This is a genomic window from Bradyrhizobium sp. ma5 (assembly GCF_042258955.1).
Taxonomy (GTDB): Bacteria; Pseudomonadota; Alphaproteobacteria; order Rhizobiales; family Xanthobacteraceae; genus Bradyrhizobium.
In genome coordinates this window covers 6,812,910-6,834,543 of sequence record NZ_CP170156.1, presented here as the reverse complement: position 1 = coordinate 6,834,543, position 21,634 = coordinate 6,812,910, and the positions used below count along the sequence as shown (strand labels likewise).

The following is a 21,634-nucleotide window of genomic DNA, read 5'->3' as shown; positions in this document are numbered from 1 at the left end:
GGATCGTTCGCAATCCAAGTTGCCACGCCACACGGTGTCATCGCACGGCTTGACCGCGATCCAGTATTCCAGAGACGGCTGTGCTTGAGCCGAGGGGTCGCGGCGTACTGGATCGCCCGGTCGAGCCGGGCGATGACAGTTGTGGTGCGGACGCAGTCCCGCAATCTCGCGACATTAATTGCCGAGCTTTGCTGCGCCCGCGGATCCTGCTCAGTGCCGCATGGCCATCTCGACGAACTCCAGCACGGAGCGCGGGACCTCGTCGTATTCGACGAAACGGCGCCGCAGCTCGTCGGCAATATCGGTTGTGACGTCGCGCGACCATCCTTCGCTGGTATTGAAGGCCACGATGCGGACCGGATGGTTGTAGTGGTCATCCAGCAGACGGCGGATCAGCGTTTTCCTGTCGGTGCCTTCATCGGTTTCGCACCAGGCACGGCCAAGCCGGCCAAAATCGTTTAGCACCAGATAGGTGTCATGGTCGATTTGGTGCGGCACGATCGAAGGCGAGCGAGGCATAGGTGGTGCTCCGGTACGCCACAATATCGTGTTCCGGGCGCCCGGTGCATTGGAAACTTCGAGGTATATCCGCTGGATAAGTCTCCGACGGCGCTCCGCGAGCAGGTTGCCCGATCACTCGCGCAGCTTGCGGTCCAGGAAGCCGACATAGGAATTATCCGGATCGAGTTTGACGGCCAGGCGAAGCGCGGCACGGGCGGCGGACTTGTCGCCCTCAGCCGTGGCCTGGTGCTCATCCAGAATCGCATTGGCCACCGTGCGCGCGGTGTCGAGACGGGACTCGTCGATGGATTTGTCGGCAAGATAAGTTTCGACGGGCTCGCGGAGGCGCTTCAGTTCGTCCACGCTGACCGAACTCAGCGGATACCAGTTGTAATATTCGAGGCGCGGCCGATCATCCGTGAGGCTCGGCACATCCTTGACAAAGGCCGCGAGCTTTTCATCAGCAGCGATGAACGTCGCCAGGAAATCCTCGGGCGAGCGCAGGCCGTTGGCTGTCAGGTCTTCAGCCACGCCCGGCTTCGACATGCGCGTGGCGAGCACGCGAGGATCGATTGTCAGCGGTTCATCGGAGGCGATGGCCACGCCTTCCATTCTGGACGGCAACCACAGGGAAACGTGCTTGAACTGGCCCATCATGGCTTTGAGGATCATCTTCGGAAGAATGCCGCGGTTGAAGTCCAGCGGCACCCACTGCGCGAGAACGGCGCCGGGGCGCATCTTCTGCTTTGCCAGCGCATAGAATTCCTCTGTGTAGAGGTTGATGACGCCGGCGTCATGGGGCGGCGGGGGCTCGAGGGTGATGACGTCGAATGTCTCGTTCGTTCCCAGCAGGAAGTGGCGCCCGTCCGCGACGATCTGATGGACCTTGGGGTTTTGATAGAACTGCTTGTTGATCGGCACGAAACGGGGCGCGAATTCGAAAACCGTCGGGGCCAGATCGACCGCGTCGATGGATTTTAGTTCCTGATGGGTGCTGACCGCACCCACCGTGGTGCCGGTCCCGATGCAAATGACAACAGCTGTTTCGACCGGGCCCGGGTGCAGCAGAATGGGATAGTGCCCCATCGCGGCCATGTAGCGTCGGCCTTCGGGACGGTTGTTGGCATAGCTCTTCGAATTCACCACGAGTTGCTGATAGGTTCCCGCCGCCTTCTCGCGATACTCGACCACTGCAAATGTTGCTTGTTTGGTTTCGCGCAACTCGAGGACATTACCGCCTTCGATCGCGGTGAGGACCCGTTCCAGATAGTGCGGGGTGAAGAGCAGGAGCGCTACGGCGATGATGCTTGCGGCGACTGCGCCTTGCCGCCAAAGGCTGCTTTCCTTCACAAGACCCGGTTGCGATACGGTCGTCGCGACAAAGAGCAGGACGTTCAGAACGATCAGGGCGGTGAGCGCCCCCTGGCTGCCCAGATAGGGGATCAGAAGAAACCCTGCCGACAGGGAGCCCACCACGCCGCCAATCGTGTTCAAGGCGTAGAGCGTGCCGATCCGGCGGCCCAGCGCGCTCATCTGCATCACGGTCAGTTCGCTGGCCAGGGGAAAGCTGATGCCGATCAGCGTGGTCGGCAGCAACAGCGCAACGGCACAGATCAGGAAGAATGAGACGTCACCTCCCAAAAGCTCCTGCGCCGGGACCGGAACGAGGCCTGATACGATGGGAGACAGCACTGCTTCCACCGTGCGCGCCTTGCCGAGGATTCCAATGGTCAGCGTGGCCGCAACCGCGATGAGCAGCTGCGTCACGGCGAAGTATCGCAGCAATTGATCCTTGCGCGGTGCGAGCAGCCTGGCGCAGATCAGCGCGCCGATCACGAGCCCAAGCAGGTAAACGCCGAGCATGCCCGAGAAGGCGTAGACGCTCGAGGTGCTGACATTGGTCAGGAAGCGGAACCAGACGACTTCATAGGCGATGGACACGAATCCGGAGCAGGCGAAGATCGCGATGAGGATGGACGTCCCGCGATGCCCCGGCCCGGCGGTCTGCATCGGCGCTTCGGCCGCGACCGGCGACAAGGGGCTTGCGTCGCGCGCGAGGAGCAGAGCCACGCCGCCGACGCAGACGTACAGGCCTGCTGCGACCAGGCTCGATCCTGTGATCCCCCAGAGGCCCATCAGGACAAAGCCGACGGCCAGGGTGCCAATCGCGGCGCCCAGGGTGTTGAACCCGTAGAGCAGGCCGATGCGATTGGCGAGGTCGGTTTGCGTGCGGGTCAGGAACTTCACGAGGAAGGGCAGGGTCGCGCCCATCAGCATCGTCGGCAGCGACAGGATGGCGAGCGACAGCGCGACCATGAGCGGCAACCGGAGTGGAGACTCCAGGTCCAGCATGGGCGACAGCCAGCCCACCCATGTCGACCAGTGCGACAGGAACGCAGTCACCGCCAGGCAGACGACGGCGAGCGCGAGTTCGAGAAAGCCGTAGATTTTCAGGGGGCGGCTGACGGCATCGGCGATCCGGCCCCCGACGGCGCTGCCCAGGGAGAGGCCAAAGAAGAAGCTCGCCACCGTGACGCTCACGGAGACGGTCGCGCTTCCCAGCACGAATTGCAGTTGCTTGAACCAGAGAACTTGGAGGATCAGGGATGCCGCGCCCGATGCTAGGAAGATCGTGGTGACCAGAACCCGGTTCTTCAGGCTTATGGCGTCTCGAACACCATCACGATTGGGCACTGGACAGGCCTCCCATTGATCGGGAGAACTGGTACGGCAAATGCCGTTAATATTGCCCTTATGGGGCGGTCTACTGGCGTTTGCGCTGCCGCGGGCGCAGCTGCTCCGGGAGCTTCCCAAGGCGATTCCTAAGGCGACTCCCAAGGCGCTCCTCCCGGGAGCCTGATCGATCGCCATCCGCCGGCGGGGCTGGCATGACATTGCGTCAAGGCTGATATAAGCAGCATTGGACGTTATATGTCTGCGGAGATTGCGTATGAAGGTGATAGGCCTCGCGGGCTGGAGCGGAGCCGGCAAGACCACCCTGCTGTCGCGGGTGATCCCCTATCTGCTTGGCCGGGGCTTGCGCGTCTCCGTGATCAAGCACGCCCATCACGAATTCGATGTCGACATACCCGGCAAGGACTCCTGGGTGCACCGGCAGGCCGGCGCGACGGAGGTGCTGGTATCCTCGACGCGGCGCTGGGCGCTGATGCACGAGCTGCGCGGCGCGAGCGAGCCGCGGCTGCCGGAACTGCTCGCCAAGATGGCGCAGGTCGATCTGGTCGTGGTCGAGGGATTCAAGCGCGAGCCGGTCAACAAGATCGAGGTCTATCGCGCCGCCAACGGCAAGCCGCTGCTGTTCCCCGACGACCCGCGCGTGGTCGGGATCGCCAGTGACGTCGCAGTCGAAACCAGGCTGCCGGTCGTGCATCTCGATGACATCGAGGACGTCGCCGAATTGATGCTGCGCTCGGCTATTGCGGTCGACGACGTGCTGGCTTCGGCGGCGGCGGAAAGCTGAACAGGACGAGAAAGTGCCGCCGTTGACGATGAATGACGGCTTCGCCATGGTCGAACCATGACCACGACAAAGCTCGATCTCACCGGCCTGAAATGCCCGCTCCCCGCGCTGAAGACGCGCAAGGCGCTGAAGAGCGTGACCGCGGGTGATTTCCTCGAAGTGCACTGCACCGATCCGCTTTCGGTGATCGATATCCCGGCCCTCATCCAGGAGACCGGCGACAAGGTCGAAATCACCGAGCGAAGCGACGTCCGGATCGTTTTCCTGATCGAAAAGGCGAATGGAACGATAGATAACCCAAATGCTGCAGCGCCGCGTATGCGCTAGATCCGGCCTGATATCTACCTTTTGCCAATCGACACCTATTTTCCATTCTGCGCGAATTGATAATCTCCGCCGGGTTGCGGAGATGGAGGTGCGCCCGGATTTGGGCACACCGACGGACGGCGGTCGGCCTGCGTCCAGATCATGGGCTGCACGGCTGGGCATATCCGGTCGTATTGGGGGTTAGCATTTGCGGAATGCGCGTGGTTGGTCCCGGCGCATCGAGGAAATGTGCGGAGCAGTCGCCTGACGGTGACCGCAAAGGGCTGAGACGGGATCGAAGACGCAGATGCGCCTGACGTAACGGCGGCTGCAGGGGAGGAGTCAATGACCACAATGAGCAGCGCCGAACGCGTATCCGCGGCAGGCGCAGGTTTCCTCGACAAGGAACACACGATCGCGACCGCCGGCTTCAACCGCTGGCTGGTGCCGCCGGCGGCGCTGTGCATCCATCTGTGCATCGGCATGGCCTATGGCTTCTCGGTGTTCTGGCTGCCGCTGTCGCGCGCGATCGGGCTGACCGCGCCGAAGGCTTGCCCCGATATCTCGCTGATGCAGGAATTGTTCACGACGACCTGTGACTGGAAGGTCGCGAGCCTGGGGTGGATGTTCACCCTGTTCTTCGTGGTGCTCGGCGTCGCCGCCGCGGTATGGGGCGGCTGGCTCGAGAAGGTCGGGCCGCGCAAGGCCGGCTTCGTTGCCGCGCTGTGCTGGTGCGGCGGCCTCGTGCTCGGCGCCATCGGCATCTACTTCCATCAGCTCTGGCTGATGTGGCTCGGCTCCGGCGTGATCGGCGGCATCGGTCTCGGCCTCGGCTACATCTCGCCGGTGTCGACGCTGGTGAAGTGGTTCCCCGATCGCCGCGGCATGGCGACCGGCATGGCCATCATGGGTTTCGGCGGTGGCGCGATGATCGGCGCGCCGCTCGCTGACCGGCTGATGACCTACTTCAAGACGCCCACCTCGGTCGGCGTCTGGGAAACCTTCCTGGCCATGGCGGTCATCTATTTCGTGTTCATGATGATCGGCGCCTTCCGCTATCGCCTGCCGCCATCTGGCTGGCAGCCGGACGGCTGGACACCGCCGTCCAAGACCAACGCGATGATCTCGACCAAGAACGTCCATCTCGACAATGCGCACAAGACGCCGCAATTCTGGCTGATCTGGTGGGTGCTGTGCTTGAACGTGTCGGCGGGTATCGGCGTGATCGGCATGGCCTCGCCGATGCTGCAGGAGATCTTCGCCGGCAAGCTGATCGGGCTGCCCAACGTTCCCTTCAACGGGCTCGACGTATCGCAGAAGGCGCAGATCGCGGCGATCGCCGCCGGCTTCGCCGGCCTGCTGTCGCTGTTCAACATCGGCGGCCGCTTCTTCTGGGCGTCGCTGTCGGACAAGATCGGCCGCAAGAACACCTATTACACGTTCTTCGTGCTCGGCATCGTGCTTTACGCGCTGGCGCCGACCTTTGCCGTGATGGGCTCGAAGCTGCTGTTCGTGCTCGGCTTCGGCATCATCCTATCGATGTATGGCGGCGGCTTCGCCACCGTGCCGGCCTATCTCGCCGACATGTTCGGCACCCAGTTCGTCGGCGCGATCCATGGCCGCTTGCTGACGGCGTGGTCGACCGCGGGCATCATCGGTCCGGTGGTGGTGAACTACATCCGTGAATTCCAGCTGGCTGCCGGCGTGCCGCGCGATCAGCTCTACAACACCACGATGTACATCCTGTGCGGCATGCTGATCGCCGGGTTCATCTGCAACTACATGATCAAGCCGGTCGATCCGAAATGGCACATGAGCGACGCCGAGGTGGCGAAACTGCAGGCTGCGACGGCGACCGGCGGCAACGGCGCGACCGGATCGTTCGGCATCGGCAAGGGCGGTCTGGACGGCAGGGCGGCGCTGTTCTGGCTGTTCGTAGGCATTCCGCTGGCCTGGGGCATCTACATGACGCTGCTCAGCGCGGTCAAAATCCTCTGATCGCGATCATCAACGCCGCGGGCCGCCGATTCCCGGCGCCCGCGGCATTCGCTCTATTCCATGAACAGAAATCGGATTGGGGGATATCATGTTTCGTACCCGGATTTGCCTTGCCGCCGCGCTGGTCGCCATAGGGCTGCATGCCGCGTCGGCCCAGACCGCGGCGCCGGCAGCGCCAGCACCGGCCGCCACCACCACGGCCAAGCCGTCGAAGATCAAGCTGACGATGGAGAAATTGAAAGCCATGAAGGAGCAGTGGCGCGCCAACAAGCCCAAGCTCAAGGCCTGCCGCAAAGAGGTGAAGCAGAAGGGGCTGACCGGCGACGACCGCTGGTTCTATATCTCGGACTGCATGGCCAAGAGCTGACCCCGTCCGGTTCGCCGTCACGGCGTGCGGCTCGGCCGACGAGAAAGCCAATACGAAAATCAAGTCAGTAACGCTGTCGCATTACTGCAAATAAGGTTGAGGCGTCGGACATCAGGAAGGCGTTATGGCTGTGCTGTTCGCATGCGAGAAGGAGTGTCGCGGCGACTACTACACCCAGAAGCAGGCAACACATGGAGGCCTAGCCATGTCACGTCACAACAAGATGCCGCCGATCCCGCCCGCCAATCGCAGCAACAGGGGAACGGGCGGCGAAGCGGACGTCAAGAAGGATACCTCATCGAAGAAGGCGGTCGACAACTTTGCGGAGCAAGGCGACACCGCCAACGTCAAGCAGAACACAACCAACGCCGGTTTTTTCAAGGGGCGTAGGGTCAAGTAGTTGGCCGAAGCACTGCTGGCGTTGGAGAGGGGCGTGATGACTTTCTCTTTGAATCGTCATCGCACTCAATCTTCTTCTTTGCGCATGATCTCGCGCTAGCACCTTCGCGTCTGTCGCGAGGGAAAGCCGGTTTCCACTCTTCCAGATCATCCCCTAATCCGCCGGCGATGGCCTTACTCCGCAGCCGCGGGTGTCGCCTTGGCGGGCTCGAGCGCCGCGGCGATTGCCTCGTCGACGCGCTCCAGCCAGATGAACTCCAGCTTGGCGCGGGCGCCGGCGGGGATGTCGTCATAGTCGCGCTTGTTGCGCGCCGGCAGCATTACCCGGGTCAGGCCGGCGGCCGCGGCGGCGACCACCTTTTCCTTGATGCCGCCGACCGGCAGCACGAGGCCGCGCAGCGAGATCTCGCCGGTCATCGCGGTGTCGCTGCGCACGGTACGATCGGTCAACAGCGAGGTGAGGGCGGTGAACATCGCGACACCCGCGCTCGGGCCGTCCTTCGGCGTGGCGCCGGCGGGAACGTGGACGTGGATGTCGCTCTTCTCGAACACGGCGGGATCGATGCCGAGTTGCGTCGCGCGGCTCTTCACCAGCGTCAACGCGGCCTGCACACTCTCGCGCATCACGTCGCCGAGCTGTCCGGTGATCATCAGCGCGCCGCGGCCCGGCGTGCGGGAGGCCTCGATGAACAGGATGTCGCCGCCGACCGGCGTCCAGGCAAGCCCGGTGGCAACGCCGGGGATGCTGGTGCGCATCGCGATCTCGTTCTCGAACCTCGGCTGGCCGAGCAGCGACACGATATCCTTCGGTGCGATCGTGACATGGCTGGTGCTGCCATCGGCGATCTGCACCGCGACGTTGCGCAGCACCTTGCCGATCTCGCGCTCCAGATTGCGGACGCCAGCCTCGCGGGTGTAGCTCTTGATGATCAGCCGCAGCGCGTCCGGTTCGATCTCGGCCTGCTCGGCCTTGATTCCGTTGGCCTCGAGCTGGCGGCGCACCAGGTAGCGCTTGGCGATCTCGAGCTTCTCGTCCTCGGTGTAGCCGGGAAGGCTGATCAGCTCCATGCGGTCGAGCAGCGGCCCGGGGACGCCGTCGAGCATGTTGGCGGTGGCGATGAAGACGACGCGCGAAAGGTCGAACGGCACGCCGAGGTAATTGTCGCGGAAGGTCGAGTTCTGCTCGGGGTCGAGCACCTCTAACATCGCGGCCGACGGATCACCCTGGATGCCGCGGCCCATCTTGTCGATCTCGTCCAGCATCATCACGCAATTGCGCGCACCGGCCTTCTTGATCGCCTGGATGATATTGCCGGGCAGCGCGCCGATATAGGTGCGGCGGTGGCCACGGATTTCGGCCTCGTCATGCACGCCACCGAGGCTGACACGAACGAACGGCCGCGACATCGCGCGCGCGATCGATTGGCCGAGCGAGGTCTTGCCGACGCCGGGCGGCCCGAGGAAGCAGAGGATCGGCGCCTTGCCGCCGGGCGCGAGCTTGCGCACCGCGAGATATTCGATGATGCGGCTCTTGATCTTCTCCAGGCCATAATGGTCCTGGTCGAGGATCTTGCGCGCTTCGGCGATGTCGATCGGCTTCTCCTCCGGAATGCTCCAGGGCAGGTCGATCAGCCAGTCGAGATAGCTGCGCACCATGCCGGATTCGGCCGCCGCCTCCGGCATCCGCTCGTAACGGCGCAATTCCTTCTGCGCCTGGCTCTCGGCCTCCGGCGGCATCTTGGCATCCGCAATCGCCTTGGTCAGCTCGGCGACCTCGGCGGCCTTGCCGTCGCCCTCGCCGAGCTGGCGCTGGATGGTCGCCATCTGCTCGCGCAGGATCGCCTCGCGCTGCCGCTCGTCGAACACCGCCTTGGTCTTCTGTCCGATCTCCTGGCTCAGCCTCAGCACCTCGATGCGCTCGGCGAGATGCCGCGAGACCTTGTCCATCCGTGCCACGAGGTCGACGGTCTCGAGGATGTCCTGCTTCTCCGCCGGCTTGATGTCCATATAGGAGGTCGCGAGGTCGGCGAGCGTGGCCGGCGAGGTCGTGCCCTGCAGCGCGGCGATCAACTCGGGCGGCGTCTGCGGCAGCAATTGCGCGGCCTCCAGCGCCTGGCGCTGCAGATTGAGGAAGCGCGCCTCGATCTCCGGCGAGGTGGTGGTCGGCTCCGGAATCTGCAGCACGCGGGCGGCGAGGAACGGCGTGCCGGGCAGATAGTCGAGCACGCGCATGCGCTGCACGCCCTGGCAGACCAGGTGATGGCTGTCGTCGGCGCCGGTGATGTAGCGCACGATGTTGGCGACGGTGCCGACACGGTAGAGCCCGTCGGGGCCGGGATCGTTGGCCTCGGGATCGCGCTGCAGCAGGATGCCGATCGGCCGCTGCTCGCGCACCGCCTGCTGGGCCGCGGCTATCGAGGTCGCGCGCGCGATCGTGATCGGGATGATGACGTCCGGAAACAGCACGGTGTTGCGCACCGGAACGATGATCGTCGCGTCGCTCGGGATCGGCGCTGAGCTCGCCGGATTTGAAATGTCTGAAGCGGCCATGTCGAAATCCCTCAGCTCGATTTTCCGAGCCGCAGACCGACGCAGCCATGCGCGGCAAAGCGGCTGATGGTGTAGCGGCCGGTCGGCAGCGCGATGCGGCGCTCGAAGCGGCCCTGCGGCAGCTCGAGGCGCAGGATGCGGGCGTTGCGGAGCTCAGCGGGCAAGATGCGGCGGCCGGAGATCACCAGCGTGCCGCCGTCGAGCGCGGCCTCGACCTCGTCGGGGTCGACCCCCGGTAGCGCGACCAGGATCAGGATCTCCTCCTCGGTCTCGATCACGTCCATCGGCGGTTCCCAGCTCGGCTCGCTGCCGCCCGCGCGCGGGTGCAAATTGAGGAAGCTCTGGTGCAACCGTTCGGCGCGGGCGAGCGCCTCGATCGCATCGGTCAGCATCCAGTTGATCTGATCCTTGGGGCGCATCGCCACTCTCCACGTCGCATTTACAGGCGAGGTTACCGGTCTTGCCGCCGACCGTAAACCGGCCCTTCGAACCGGCCCCTCGCGCCGCCGATCGAGGGTAAAATTGTCCGAAATCTCGCGATTTGCGGCATGGCGCGCGATGCGTCGCCGCACTCTGCCCGGACCGGAATGGCTCGATGTTCGGATCGCCGCCTACAGCCAGCCGGAACGTCGGAATTGCCAGAACAGCCCGCCGCATGCGACCAGCATCAGGCCCATCACGACGAAATAGCCGTACTCCCATTGTAGCTCCGGTATGTACTTGAAATTCATGCCGTAGATACCGGCGACGGCGGTCGGCACCGCAACGATCGCAAGCCATGAGGCGAGCTTCTTGGAGATCGCCGTTTCCTGCGCCTGACCGACCAGCAGGCTTGCCTCAAACGCAAAGGCGAGCACCTCGCGCAGCGAGTCGATCCGCTCCTGGATCGTGCGGACGTGATCCGTGACGTCGCGGAACAGGGGCCGCATCGTGTCGCGCACCATCGGCAAATCGTCGCGTTCCAGCCTGCGGCAGACCTCCACCAGCGGTCCAATCGCGTTGCGCAGCCGCAGCAGATCCCGCCGCAGCAGATAGAGCCGCTCGATCTGCGCCCGCGTCATCGCGCTCGCCAGCACTTCCGCCTCCATCGCCTCGACCTCGTCCTGGATCGTCTCGAGCACCGGCGAGTAGTTGTCGACGATGAAATCGAGGATGGCATAGAGGATGTAGTCCTCGCCCCGGGCAAGCGCGCGCGGGCAGCTCTCGCAGCGCTCCCTGACCCGCGTGTAGGACGTCGAGGCGCCGTGTCGGACCGAGACGATGTATCCCTCGCCGACGAACAGATGCGTCTCGCCGAATGCGATACTTTCGCCGTCGAGCTGCGCGGTGCGGGCCACGATGAACAGCGCATCGCCGTATTGCTCGATCTTCGGTCGTTGATGCGCGTGATCCGCATCTTCGATGGCCAGGTCGTGCAGCTGGAATTGCCGCTGCAAGCTGCTGAGTATTGCCATATCGGGTTCGTGCAGACCGATCCACACGACGTGATCCGGCTTGTTGCGCCAGTCCGCCGCTTCATCGATCGCGATATTGGCAACGCGCCGTCCCTCGACGTAGACGCCTGCCGCGATGACGCCATCGGAGTGGACGGGCCCGGCGGTTGCGACGTTTGGCGATGCGAGGTTCATGGTCTCCACCCTCGACGCGGTTATCGAATCCGCTTGACGACAATTCGTGATCAAAAAGGCTAGCACCGAATGGGCGCTGGTCAACACGCGCGGGTCCGTCCTGTTCCGACGGTCCGTGGGCACCCCGTCACAGCAGGCGGCGCGGCTGGTCTTTATACGGCGCCTATGCCGCACCGCGGCGGGCCCTCTCGAATTCCTACGGTCTTGCCAGCATGTTTGGCCTGACGCGGTGCGCTCGCGCGCCTCCAACAGGAAGGTGGGACATGACCTTGCTCCATTACCACGATGCCCGGTCGCATGGCTCGGCCGGCGCCATGCCGGCGACGCTGCGGCGGGCGATCCGGCGGATCGGCCTCGCCTTCAGGACCGTTCACCGCGCCATCGCCGCCGCCAAGATCCACCGGCTGCGCAACGAGCTGTTGCTGCATCGCGGCCATGAGGATTGGGCACGCACCCATCTTCATGTCGGCATGCTCGGCGGCGATGCCGAGAAATATCCCCGCCCGCCGGTCGTGCTCGGCGAGAAGTGGGACTATTGAGATGCGCGCGGCTTCATTCATCTCTGCCCTGCTGCGTCGCGCCGCGGAGGGACTGCTCAAATTCCTTGCCTGGATCGGCGAGGAGCCGGTCAGAGGCTACCGGCCCGAGGCGCATTACATGCGCGGCCCAGGACCGGCCTGGCGGGCCAAGCATCAGCCGGGTCAGGTGGCTTCGCTTCGCCGCATCAGGTGATCGAGCAGATTCATCGGGAGCGGGAAGACCACGGTCGATGAGCGTTCGCCGGCGATGTCATGCAGCGCCGCGAAATAGCGGAGCTGCATCGCCTGCGGCTCCTGGGCGAGGATCCGGCCGGCCTCGACGAGCTTCTCGGCGGCCTGCTGCTCGCCCATCGCATTGATCACCTTGGCGCGCCGCAACCGTTCCGCCTCAGCCTGCTTGGCGATCGCCCGCACCATGGTTTCGTTGAGATCGATATCCTTGATCTCGACCGCGGTGACCTTGATGCCCCAGACGTCGGTCTGCTTGTCGAGGGTCTCCTGGATATCGGCGTTCAACTTGTCGCGTTCCGCCAGCATCTCGTCGAGCTCGTGCTTGCCGAGCACAGAGCGCAGCGTGGTCTGGGCAAGCTGGCTGGTCGCAGCCATGTAGTCGCCGACCTTGATGATGGCGCGCTCGGGATCGACGATGCGGAAGTAGAGGACGGCATTGACCTTGACCGAGACGTTGTCGCGGGAAATCACGTCTTGCGGCGGCACGACCTGCACCATCACCCTGAGATCGACCTTCACGAGCTGCTGCACCACCGGAATCAGGATGATGAGCCCCGGGCCTTTCACCCCGGTAAAGCGGCCGAGCGTGAAGATGACGCCGCGCTCGTATTCGCGCAGCACGCGCACAGCCTGGGTCAGGAAGATGATGACAAGCAATACGACCGCCGCATAGGTGAAATAATCAAGCATCATGCTGTACCTCCTTCGCCGGCGGAAGCCGGCGCACGCCGCACCACCAGCGTCAAATCGACGATGTTGGCCACCTGGACCGTCTCTCCGGCCTTGAACGCCTCGGTGCCGCGCGCCTGCCAGCGTTCGCCGTTGGTGAAGACGTGACCTGATGTCTCGGACCAGTCGAGCACCTCGGCCGGTAGCCCGCGCATGGCTTGCGCACCTGTGCGGAGCGGACCGTTGCGCGCGCGGCGCAGCGCCCCGAGCACGACCAGAATGAGACCCGTGAACATCGCCGCGACAATGCCGATGAGCGGCCATGACAGCTGGTATCCGGGCGCCTCGATCCGAAATAGCATGGCGGCTCCGAGGACAAAGGCGACGATGCCTCCGAGGCCGATCACGACGGTCGGGTTGAAGGCTTCGATCGCGAGCAGCGCCATCCCGACCAGCATCAAGGCGAAGCCGGCATAGTTGATCGGCAACATGTTGAGCGCATAGAGGCCAAGCAGCAGGCAGATCGTGCCGACCACTCCGGGCGCCACGGCGCCGGGGGACATGAATTCGAAGATCAGGCCGTAGATCCCGACCATCAGCAGCACGAATGCGATATTGGGGTCGGTGATCACAGCAAGCACGCGCGAGATCCAGTTGGGATCGATGGCTTCGATCACGGCATCCTTCGTTGCCAGGCGTAGTGTCTTGCCGCCGGCGACTTCCACCGTCCGGCCGTCGACCTGCCTGAGCAGGTCGGCCAGATCATGCGCGGTGAACTCGATGACATGGGCTTGCAACGCGGCGTTGGCGGAGAGGGTGGCGGCATCGCGGACCGCCTTCTCGGCCCAGTCCGCGTTGCGGCCACGCAATTCGGCGAGGCTGCGGATGAAGGCGACGGCATCATTCGTCACCTTCGCCGTCATGGTGTCTTTGGTCGTGGGCGGGGTGCCGCCGTCCTTCTGGTCCTTGCCGTCCTTGTCCGGGGTGCCGCCCGGCAGACTCGGCATCGGGCCGATCTGCACCGGCGTCGCGGCGCCGATATTGGTGCCGGGCGCCATCGCCGCGAGATGGGTCGCATAGAGAATGTAGGTCCCGGCGCTCGCGGCATGGGCGCCGGAGGGCGCAACATAGCCGACGACGGGGACGGGTGAGGCCAGCACGTCGGTGATGATCTCGCGCATGCTGGTGCTGAGACCGCCCGGCGTATTCAGCCGCAGAATGACGATCTCGGCGTGCCGCTCGGCGGCCTTCGCCAGACCATCCTTGACGTAGCTGGCCGATGCCGGCCCGATCGCTCCATCGATAGAAATGGTCAGGGCAAGACGGTTGTTGTCCGCGGCCGTACCGGGACCAATGGAAACAACTAAAGCGACCAGGGCGATCGCCACAACGAGAGCCGCCTTGAAGGTCTGCACGGCAAGCACTCCCTTGCCGTGGATATGGGATGCCGTTCCGGAACCTCAATATGGCGCGGTGTCACGGACGCGGTGGGTTGATTCCATTGTGCGTTGCGATGGCCGGCGTCGGGTCGGTAAGGCTCACTGCGCGGCGGCGAGGTCCTCGTCGGCAAGCTCAGCCATGGCCTGCGCGACCTCGGCCTTTGCCGTTGTACCCAGCTGAACGATCGGCAGTCGCGTCGCCGGCTGCATGAAGCCCAACAGCGCCAGTGCGAATTTCAGGGCGGCGGGATGTTCGCGCTCCAGCATGGTCGCGAGCGGCACCAGGCGCTGATGCAGCTCACGCGCCTGGTACAGGCGGCCCTCACGCAGATGCCGGGCCACTGCCACGCATAGATCGGGCGCGACGTTCGATACCGATGAGATGCAGCCATCACCGCCGGCGGCCATATAGGCGAGCGACACCGTGTCGTCGCCGGTCAGCATCCGGAACGTCGACGGCAGGCGTGGACGCAGGCGCCTGAGGCGGGTGACGTCGCTGCTGCTGTCGCGCAATCCGATGAAGCGTGGCGATGCTGCGAGCTCGACCAGCGTCTCGTCTGCCAGCCCCTTCACCGTCCGCGACGGGATGTCGTGAAGGATCACAGGCAACATCGTGGCCGCGGCGACGGCGTGGAAATGTGCAGCCATGCCCCGTGGCATCGGCTTGTTGTAATAGGGCACGACCGACATGATGGCGTCAGCGCCGGCCGCCTCGGCGGCCCGGGTGAACGTAACGGCGCGATCCGTCGCGTTCGATCCGGCGCCGGCGATGATGCGGACCCGCCTGCGCGCGACGTGGACTGCGATGCGAACCAGCTCCGCGCGTTCCGCGGGCTCCAGCGTCGAGTTTTCGCCCGCGGTCTCGCCGACCACCAGCGCCGAGGCGCCGGCCGCGATCTGACGCTCGCACAGCCGGCCGAACGCATCGGTGTTGATTTCGTCCCGATGGTTGAAGGGGGTCGGAAGGTCGGGGATGAAGCCCGACAGCCATGCCGCCGAATCGGCTTTCGCCGCCGTTTTCAAGGTGGCTTTCGCAGTCGCTTTCGCAGTCATGGGCGTGGCTCAGGCCACGCGGCTTGCGGGGAGGGGCGCAGTCTCGCCGCTTATATCGAGCTCGAGCTCGCGCGACAGCTCGACGATCATTTCTGGGTGCTGGCCGTTCTCGAACAGCGCGTATTTGACGGCCTGGGTGCGGTTGACGAACAGACCACCATAGAGGCCGTTCTGCTGCTGGGCGACCCACTGGCCGCGGTGGTTGCGGCCGATGAAGACAATGGTGGACGCTGCACTACACGAGGGAGGTTCGACGAGTTTCACGATTGTAGTCCTTCTTTTTGTTTCTGACGCGTTTCCTTCACGCGAACCGGCATCCACTTCGCTTGAAAAACGCTACAGCCACAGTCACGCGTTCAATGTCTGTCGTGCCGGATATGAAATCGAGCGCGACGGACGGCCGACTTCATAAGAGCGGCATAGGATTTGCGGGGGTCGCTTAGATGTGCTGGACGATGCCGGTCCCGAGCGCGCACAGCGCGACATAGGCGGTCATCTCGTCCCAGTGATTGAGGTTTGCCGCGAACGGCATTTCGCGCTTGACCAGTCCGGCGAGCGCGCAGATCAACGCCGACATCCACAGCAGCGTGACGAGGCCCCTGCCGAAGCCTGCGCCGGCGAACACGGCGAAGCCGATCATGATGGCAATCCGGAAGCCGAACCGGACCATGACCTGGACCGACTGCAGCTGCTGCGGCAGTTGTTTGGCGTTCACGACGGCGCCGCCATCAACCGATATTGTCGACGAACAACGGCTCGTAGAGCGAGCTGGCGTTGCGACGGACGGTGGGCACGCTGGTGCGGTTCTCGGGCGTCGAGATCCGCTGCGCCTCGACGAAGCCGCTGAGGATTGCGAGCGCGAGATCCGCATGGCGGGTCTCGATCGACTGGTCGAGCCAGTCGGGCAGCTCGCGTTCGCGCGACAGCGCGCAGTGCCACTCGCCCTCGTCATAGACCAGGCGGCGGATCTGCCATTGCGGCAGCTCGAGGTCGAGCAGCGCGATCGCTGCATCAGTCCATGCGCCGGACTGGATCAGGCGCTCGACACGGGCGCTCTTGCCGCTCTGTCCGGCCGACGGAAACCGCCGGCAGGTCTGGCTGACGATGTCGGCCATGAACTCGGCGGTGACTGCATAGGCGTCGCGCAGCCGTTCGCCGAGATCGGTGGAGGTGGGTTGGGATAGCACGGACATGGCGTCATCTCGTCGAAGGCGCGGCCCCAGAAAGCTAGGCTCAAGGCATTGGCCGCAGGCCCAAAATGGCCGGATAGCCATTTGAAAACGAGATGAGGCGAGGGGCGGAGATATAGGGATTCCATAAAGACCAAACCGTCGTCCCGGCGAAGGCCGGGACCCATAACCACCGAATTTGGTTGTTGCGTCGCGCCGGGCCCCAGCCATCGCAAAAACTTCGCCCTGCGGTTATAGGTCCCGGCCTTCGCCGGGACGACGGCTGAGAACGTGGCCGCCACTTTGCCACTTATAGGATTCCTATAACGTCCTTATGCGTCACATCTCGAAAACCTATGCCCCGAATGGCACCTCACGGTCATCCGGCGCGGAGCGCCTATACGGTGGTCCCGCGCCCCTTGGACGCATAGGAGTCTCTCATGATGGACATTCTCATGGCGGCGCTCGCGATCGGCTTCTTCGCGGCCGGCATCGGCTACGCCTACGCCTGCGAACGACTGTAAGGGAGGCGGCGATGATCTTCGATTACTCGCTCGCCGGCCTCGTCTCGCTCGGCCTGCTGTTCTACCTCACCTACGCACTGCTGCGGCCCGAACGCTTCTAGGCGGTTCGCGATGTCAGCGCTCTGCACAATTCTGTTGGCCGACGCGGTGCTGACCGGGCTGTTGCTCGGCATGTTCGCGTCGCTGCTGCGGTTCGCCCCCATTCGAAAGGTTTGACGCAATGACCGTCATCGGTTGGATTCAAATTATTCTATTCTGCGCGATCGTGGTCGCGCTGGTCAAACCGCTCGGCTGGTACATGACCCGCGTGTTCAACGGCGAGCGCACCTTCCTCTCACCCGTGCTGCGCCCGGTCGAGCGCGGCATCTACTGGGTCGGCGGCGTCGACGAGCGGCGCGAGCAGCACTGGCTGACCTACACGGTCGCCATGCTGCTGTTCCATGTCGGCGGCTTCGCTCTCATTTACGGCCTGATGCGGCTGCAGGCGGTGCTGCCGTTCAACCCGGCCGGCCAGACGGCGGTTGCCGAGGATCTCTCCTTCAACACTGCGATCTCCTTCATCACCAACACCAACTGGCAGAACTACGGTGGCGAGAGCACGCTGTCCTATCTGGTCCAGATGCTCGGGCTGACCCACCAGAACTTCCTGTCGGCGGCGACCGGCATTGCGCTGGCGATGGCGCTGATCCGCGGCTTCACCCGCTCGTCGATGCGCACGGTCGGCAACTTCTGGGTCGACGTCACGCGCTGCACGCTCTACGTCCTGCTGCCGATCTGCATCGTCTATGCGCTGTTTCTGGTCTGGCAGGGCATGCCGCAGACGTTAGGTGCCTATGTCGACGCCACCACGCTGGAGGGCGGCAAGCAGACCATCGCGCTCGGACCGGTGGCTTCGCAGGTTGCGATCAAGATGCTCGGCACCAATGGCGGCGGCTTCTTCAATGCAAACGCCGCGCATCCGTTCGAGAACCCGACCGCGCTGTCGAACCTCGTGCAGATGATCTCGATCTTCGCGCTCGGCGCGGCGATGACCAATGTGTTCGGCCGCATGGTCGGCAACGAGCGTCAGGGCTGGGCGATCTTTGCCGTGATGGGCATCCTGTTCGTCGCGGGCGTCACCGTCACCTATTGGGCGGAAGCCAACGGCACCTCGGCGCTGCAGGCGCTGGGCCTCGCCGGCGGCAACATGGAGGGCAAGGAGGTCCGCTTCGGCATCGTCGCGTCCTCGCTGTTCGCCGTCGTCACCACCGCCGCGTCCTGCGGTGCGGTCAACGCCATGCATGACAGCTTCACCGCGCTCGGCGGCATGATCCCGCTGATCAACATGCAACTCGGCGAGGTCATCATCGGCGGCGTCGGCGCCGGCTTCTACGGCATGCTGCTGTTCGTCGTGCTGGCGATCTTCGTCGCTGGCCTGATGGTCGGCCGTACTCCGGAATATGTCGGCAAGAAGATCGAGGCGCGCGAGGTCAAGATGGCGATGCTCGCGATCCTGGTGCTGCCGCTGATGTATCTCGGCTGGACCGCGGTCGGCGTGGTGCTGCCGTCGGCGGTGGCCTCGATGGCCAATGCCGGCCCGCACGGCTTCACCGAGGTGCTGTATGCCTACACGTCCGCGACCGGCAACAACGGCTCGGCATTCGCGGGCCTCACCGGCAACACGCTGTTCTACAATCTGACGCTCGCCTCGGCGATGTTTGTCGGCCGCTTCTTCATGATCGTGCCGGCGATGGCGATCGCGGGATCGCTGGTCGAGAAGAAGTCGATCCCGGCCTCGGCGGGCACCTTCCCGACCACCGGCGGGCTGTTCGTCGGCCTCGTCATCGGCGTGATCCTGATCATCGGCGGTCTCACTTTCTTCCCGGCGCTCGCGCTCGGGCCGATCGTCGAGCACCTCGCCATGAACGCCAACACCTTGTTCTGATTGAATACGTCCGGAGTGACATCCATGGAAACCATGAAACTGCAGAAACAGGTGACGGCGTCGACCATGCTCGACCCGAAGATCCTGGTGCCGGCGATCTGGTCGGCTTTCGTCAAGCTCGATCCACGGCTCATGATGAAGAACCCGGTGATGTTCGTGGTCGAGGTGGTGGCCGCATTGACCACAATTATCTTCGTCCGCGACCTCGTCACCGGCGGCGCCAATCTCGGCTTCACCTTCCAGATCATCCTCTGGCTCTGGTTCACGGTGCTGTTTGCCAACTTCGCCGAGGCGGTCGCCGAAGGCCGCGGCAAGGCGCAAGCTGAGTCGCTGAAGAAGACCCGCACCGAGAGCCAGGCCAAGCTGCTGGCCGGCACTGACCGGACCTACCGCATGGTGCCCGGCACCTCGCTGAAGGTCGGCGATATCGTGCTGGTCGAGGCCGGCGACAACATCCCGTCGGACGGCGAGGTGATTGAAGGCGTGGCATCGGTCAACGAGGCCGCCATCACCGGTGAATCCGCGCCTGTCATCCGCGAGTCCGGCGGCGACCGTTCGGCGGTCACCGGCGGCACCCAGGTGCTGTCGGACTGGATCCGTGTCCGCATCACCGCGGCGCAGGGCTCGACCTTTATCGATCGCATGATCCGCTTGGTGGAGGGCGCCGAGCGGCAGAAGACGCCGAACGAGATCGCCCTCAACATCCTGCTCGCGGGCCTCACCATCATCTTCGTGTTTGCGACGGTAACGATCCCGAGCTATGCCGCCTATGCCGGCGGCTCGATCTCGGTCGTGGTGCTGGTGGCGCTGTTCGTCACGCTGATCCCGACCACGATCGGCGCGCTGCTGTCGGCGATCGGCATCGCCGGCATGGACCGCCTGGTGCGCTTCAACGTGCTGGCGATGTCCGGCCGCGCGGTGGAAGCCGCCGGCGACGTCGACACACTGCTGCTGGACAAGACCGGCACCATCACGCTCGGCAACCGCCAGGCGACCGCGTTCCGCCCGATCCGTGGCGTCACCGAGCAGGACCTCGCCGACGCCGCGCAGCTCGCCTCGCTCGCCGACGAAACGCCGGAGGGCCGCTCGATCGTGGTGCTGGCCAAGGAGAAATACGGTATCCGCGGCCGCGACATGCACGAGCTTGCGGCGACCTTCGTGCCGTTCACCGCGCAGACCCGGATGAGCGGCATCGATGCCGGCACCTCGTCGGTCCGCAAGGGTGCGGTCGACGCCATCCTTGCCTATGTCGACGGCGGCTCGCCGCGTGCGGTTGCGACGGGCAACACCGTCCGTGCAGTTGCGGCGACGATGAGCGCCGAAGCGCGCGAGATCCAGGCGATCGCCGACGAGATCGCCAAGGCCGGCGGCACGCCGCTGGCGGTCGCCAAGGACGGCAAGCTGCTCGGCGTCGTGCACCTCAAGGACATCGTCAAAGGCGGCATCCGCGAGCGCTTTGCCGAACTGCGCCGCATGGGCATCCGCACCGTGATGATCACCGGCGACAACCCGATGACCGCGGCCGCGATCGCAGCCGAGGCCGGCGTCGATGACTTTCTGGCGCAGGCAACCCCCGACGACAAGCTGAAGCTGATCCGCGACGAACAGTCCAAGGGCAAGCTGGTCGCGATGTGCGGCGACGGCACCAACGACGCGCCGGCGCTCGCGCAGGCCGACGTCGGTGTCGCCATGAATACCGGCACCCAGGCGGCGCGCGAAGCCGGCAACATGGTCGACCTCGACTCCAACCCGACCAAGCTGATCGAGGTGGTCGAGATCGGCAAGCAGCTCCTGATGACCCGCGGCGCGCTGACCACGTTCTCGATCGCCAACGACGTCGCAAAGTACTTCGCGATCATCCCGGCGATGTTCCTGGCGTTCTATCCGCAGCTCCAGGTGCTGAATGTCATGCACCTGGCAAGCCCGCAGAGCGCGATCCTGTCGGCGATCATCTTCAACGCGCTGATCATCATCGCGCTGATTCCCCTGGCGCTGAAGGGCGTCAAGTATCGCGCCGTCGGTGCCGGTGCGCTGCTCAGCCGCAACCTGATGATCTATGGCTTAGGCGGCATCATTATCCCGTTCATCGGCATCAAGGCGATCGACCTCATCGTCGCCGCCCTGGGCCTTGCGTAACCATAACCGTCATTGCGAGGAGCGAAGCGACGAAGCAATCCATCGATCCCCGTGCTGAGCCATGGATTGCTTCGCTTCGCTCGCAATGACGAGAGAGACTTAGGAGACCTGTCATGTTGAAAGAAATCCGCCCTGCCATCCTCGTGCTGGTGCTGCTGACCGCGATCACGGGCCTTGCCTATCCGCTCGCCATGACGGCGATCGCCGGCGTCATCTTTCCGAAGCAGGCGCAAGGCAGCCTGATCGAGAAAGACGGCAAGGTGATCGGCTCCGCCCTGATCGGGCAGGAGTTCAAGGAGGATAAATACTTCCACGGCCGGCCGTCGGCGACCCTCGCGCCCGATCCGAACGATGCCTCCAAGACCGTGCCGGCGCCCTACAACGCGGCCAATTCCGGCGGCTCCAACCTCGGCCCGACCAGCAAGGCGCTGAACGACCGGGTCAAGGAGGATGTCGAGAAGCTGAAGGCGGAGAATCCGACTGCCAGTGTGCCGGTCGATCTCGTCACCACCTCGGCCAGCGGGCTCGATCCCGACATCTCGCCGGACGCCGCGCTGTTCCAGGTGCCGCGGGTCGCCAGGGCGCGCAGCATGTCGGAGGACGCGGTGCGCGAGCTGGTGACGCAGAACACGCAGGGCCGCTTCGCCGGCATCATCGGCGAGCCCCGCGTTAACGTTCTTGCGCTCAACCTGGCGCTCGACGCGGCAAAGGCGAAATAGGGGA

22 protein-coding genes are annotated in these 21,634 nt (G+C 64.5%); 11 read left to right on the top strand and 11 right to left on the bottom strand.

Annotated elements, in window-relative coordinates; all coding sequences use genetic code 11:
* Window positions 1-210: 210 nt before the first annotated feature.
* Together ACE103_RS32205 and ACE103_RS32200 are read right to left on the bottom strand one after the other, a co-directional pair.
* A complete protein-coding gene (locus ACE103_RS32205; RefSeq protein ID WP_375776326.1) occupies window positions 211-498 on the bottom strand; it encodes a hypothetical protein in 288 nt (95 codons plus the stop codon).
* A 135-nt stretch (window positions 499-633) separates the two neighbouring features.
* Window positions 634-3,195 (bottom strand): fused MFS/spermidine synthase, encoded by a 2,562-nt coding sequence (locus tag ACE103_RS32200; protein WP_375776325.1) that lies wholly within the window; start codon window positions 3,193-3,195, stop codon window positions 634-636.
* A 256-nt stretch (window positions 3,196-3,451) separates the two neighbouring features.
* Between ACE103_RS32200 and mobB the strand changes: the two genes are divergently transcribed.
* From mobB to ACE103_RS32175, 5 genes are all read left to right on the top strand, one after another.
* A complete protein-coding gene (gene mobB, locus ACE103_RS32195) occupies window positions 3,452-3,979 on the top strand; it encodes a molybdopterin-guanine dinucleotide biosynthesis protein B (RefSeq protein WP_375776324.1) in 528 nt (175 codons plus the stop codon).
* A gap of 57 nt (window positions 3,980-4,036) precedes the next feature.
* Window positions 4,037-4,306, top strand: coding sequence for a sulfurtransferase TusA family protein (locus ACE103_RS32190; protein ID WP_173638168.1), 270 nt, complete (start codon window positions 4,037-4,039; stop codon window positions 4,304-4,306).
* 324 nt (window positions 4,307-4,630) lie between these two features.
* Window positions 4,631-6,283 carry an OFA family MFS transporter gene (locus ACE103_RS32185; protein WP_375776323.1) on the top strand — a complete coding sequence of 551 codons (1,653 nt, stop codon included), beginning with the start codon at window positions 4,631-4,633 and terminating at the stop codon, window positions 6,281-6,283.
* Between the two features lie 88 nt (window positions 6,284-6,371).
* Window positions 6,372-6,650, top strand: coding sequence for a hypothetical protein (locus tag ACE103_RS32180; protein WP_375776322.1), 279 nt, complete (start codon window positions 6,372-6,374; stop codon window positions 6,648-6,650).
* A gap of 124 nt (window positions 6,651-6,774) precedes the next feature.
* Window positions 6,775-7,050 carry a hypothetical protein gene (locus ACE103_RS32175; protein WP_375776321.1) on the top strand — a complete coding sequence of 92 codons (276 nt, stop codon included), beginning with the start codon at window positions 6,775-6,777 and terminating at the stop codon, window positions 7,048-7,050.
* Window positions 7,051-7,223: 173 nt separating this feature from the next.
* On the opposite strand, the gene lon is transcribed toward ACE103_RS32175, so the two are convergent.
* The 3 genes from lon to corA all read right to left on the bottom strand — a co-directional run bounded on the left by lon (window position 7,224) and on the right by corA (window position 11,227).
* Window positions 7,224-9,599: an endopeptidase La gene (gene lon, locus ACE103_RS32170; protein WP_375776320.1), complete on the bottom strand. Its 2,376-nt coding sequence runs from the start codon at window positions 9,597-9,599 to the stop codon at window positions 7,224-7,226.
* 11 nt (window positions 9,600-9,610) lie between these two features.
* Window positions 9,611-10,018, bottom strand: a complete 408-nt coding sequence (locus ACE103_RS32165; protein WP_223976945.1) for an Hsp20/alpha crystallin family protein — start codon at window positions 10,016-10,018, stop codon at window positions 9,611-9,613.
* A 192-nt stretch (window positions 10,019-10,210) separates the two neighbouring features.
* Entirely contained in the window at window positions 10,211-11,227 is a 1,017-nt protein-coding gene (corA, locus tag ACE103_RS32160; protein WP_375776319.1) for a magnesium/cobalt transporter CorA, read from the bottom strand.
* Window positions 11,228-11,490: 263 nt separating this feature from the next.
* Between corA and ACE103_RS32155 the strand changes: the two genes are divergently transcribed.
* Both ACE103_RS32155 and ACE103_RS32150 read left to right on the top strand, forming a co-directional pair.
* A complete protein-coding gene (locus tag ACE103_RS32155) occupies window positions 11,491-11,766 on the top strand; it encodes a hypothetical protein (RefSeq protein WP_375776318.1) in 276 nt (91 codons plus the stop codon).
* A 1-nt stretch (window position 11,767) separates the two neighbouring features.
* Window positions 11,768-11,959 (top strand): hypothetical protein, encoded by a 192-nt coding sequence (locus ACE103_RS32150; RefSeq protein ID WP_375776317.1) that lies wholly within the window; start codon window positions 11,768-11,770, stop codon window positions 11,957-11,959.
* Here ACE103_RS32150 and ACE103_RS32145 read toward each other — a convergent pair.
* The 6 genes from ACE103_RS32145 to ACE103_RS32120 form a co-directional block, all read right to left on the bottom strand.
* Window positions 11,929-12,690 carry a slipin family protein gene (locus tag ACE103_RS32145; protein ID WP_223976952.1) on the bottom strand — a complete coding sequence of 254 codons (762 nt, stop codon included), beginning with the start codon at window positions 12,688-12,690 and terminating at the stop codon, window positions 11,929-11,931. The two genes, ACE103_RS32150 and ACE103_RS32145, sit on opposite strands and share 31 nt — an antisense overlap.
* On the bottom strand, window positions 12,687-14,081 hold the full coding sequence (locus ACE103_RS32140; RefSeq protein WP_375776316.1) for a nodulation protein NfeD: 1,395 nt from the start codon (window positions 14,079-14,081) through the stop codon (window positions 12,687-12,689). The genes ACE103_RS32145 and ACE103_RS32140 overlap by 4 nt, the downstream gene beginning before the upstream one ends.
* Window positions 14,082-14,204: 123 nt before the next feature.
* Window positions 14,205-15,158, bottom strand: a complete 954-nt coding sequence (gene dapA, locus ACE103_RS32135) for a 4-hydroxy-tetrahydrodipicolinate synthase (RefSeq protein ID WP_375776315.1) — start codon at window positions 15,156-15,158, stop codon at window positions 14,205-14,207.
* Between the two features lie 9 nt (window positions 15,159-15,167).
* Entirely contained in the window at window positions 15,168-15,422 is a 255-nt protein-coding gene (locus ACE103_RS32130) for a hypothetical protein (protein WP_375776314.1), read from the bottom strand.
* A 175-nt stretch (window positions 15,423-15,597) separates the two neighbouring features.
* Window positions 15,598-15,873 carry a hypothetical protein gene (locus tag ACE103_RS32125; protein ID WP_375776313.1) on the bottom strand — a complete coding sequence of 92 codons (276 nt, stop codon included), beginning with the start codon at window positions 15,871-15,873 and terminating at the stop codon, window positions 15,598-15,600.
* 13 nt (window positions 15,874-15,886) lie between these two features.
* A complete protein-coding gene (locus ACE103_RS32120) occupies window positions 15,887-16,351 on the bottom strand; it encodes a hypothetical protein (protein WP_375776312.1) in 465 nt (154 codons plus the stop codon).
* 511 nt (window positions 16,352-16,862) lie between these two features.
* Between ACE103_RS32120 and ACE103_RS32115 the strand changes: the two genes are divergently transcribed.
* The 4 genes from ACE103_RS32115 to ACE103_RS32100 all read left to right on the top strand — a co-directional run bounded on the left by ACE103_RS32115 (window position 16,863) and on the right by ACE103_RS32100 (window position 21,630).
* The gene (locus tag ACE103_RS32115; RefSeq protein WP_016846764.1) at window positions 16,863-16,952 is read left to right on the top strand and encodes a K(+)-transporting ATPase subunit F; all 90 of its coding nucleotides are present in this window, start codon (window positions 16,863-16,865) and stop codon (window positions 16,950-16,952) included.
* A gap of 119 nt (window positions 16,953-17,071) precedes the next feature.
* Window positions 17,072-18,775: a potassium-transporting ATPase subunit KdpA gene (kdpA, locus tag ACE103_RS32110; protein WP_375776311.1), complete on the top strand. Its 1,704-nt coding sequence runs from the start codon at window positions 17,072-17,074 to the stop codon at window positions 18,773-18,775.
* 24 nt (window positions 18,776-18,799) lie between these two features.
* A complete protein-coding gene (gene kdpB / locus ACE103_RS32105; RefSeq protein WP_375776310.1) occupies window positions 18,800-20,911 on the top strand; it encodes a potassium-transporting ATPase subunit KdpB in 2,112 nt (703 codons plus the stop codon).
* A gap of 113 nt (window positions 20,912-21,024) precedes the next feature.
* A complete protein-coding gene (locus ACE103_RS32100; protein WP_375776309.1) occupies window positions 21,025-21,630 on the top strand; it encodes a K(+)-transporting ATPase subunit C in 606 nt (201 codons plus the stop codon).
* Window positions 21,631-21,634: the final 4 nt, after the last annotated feature.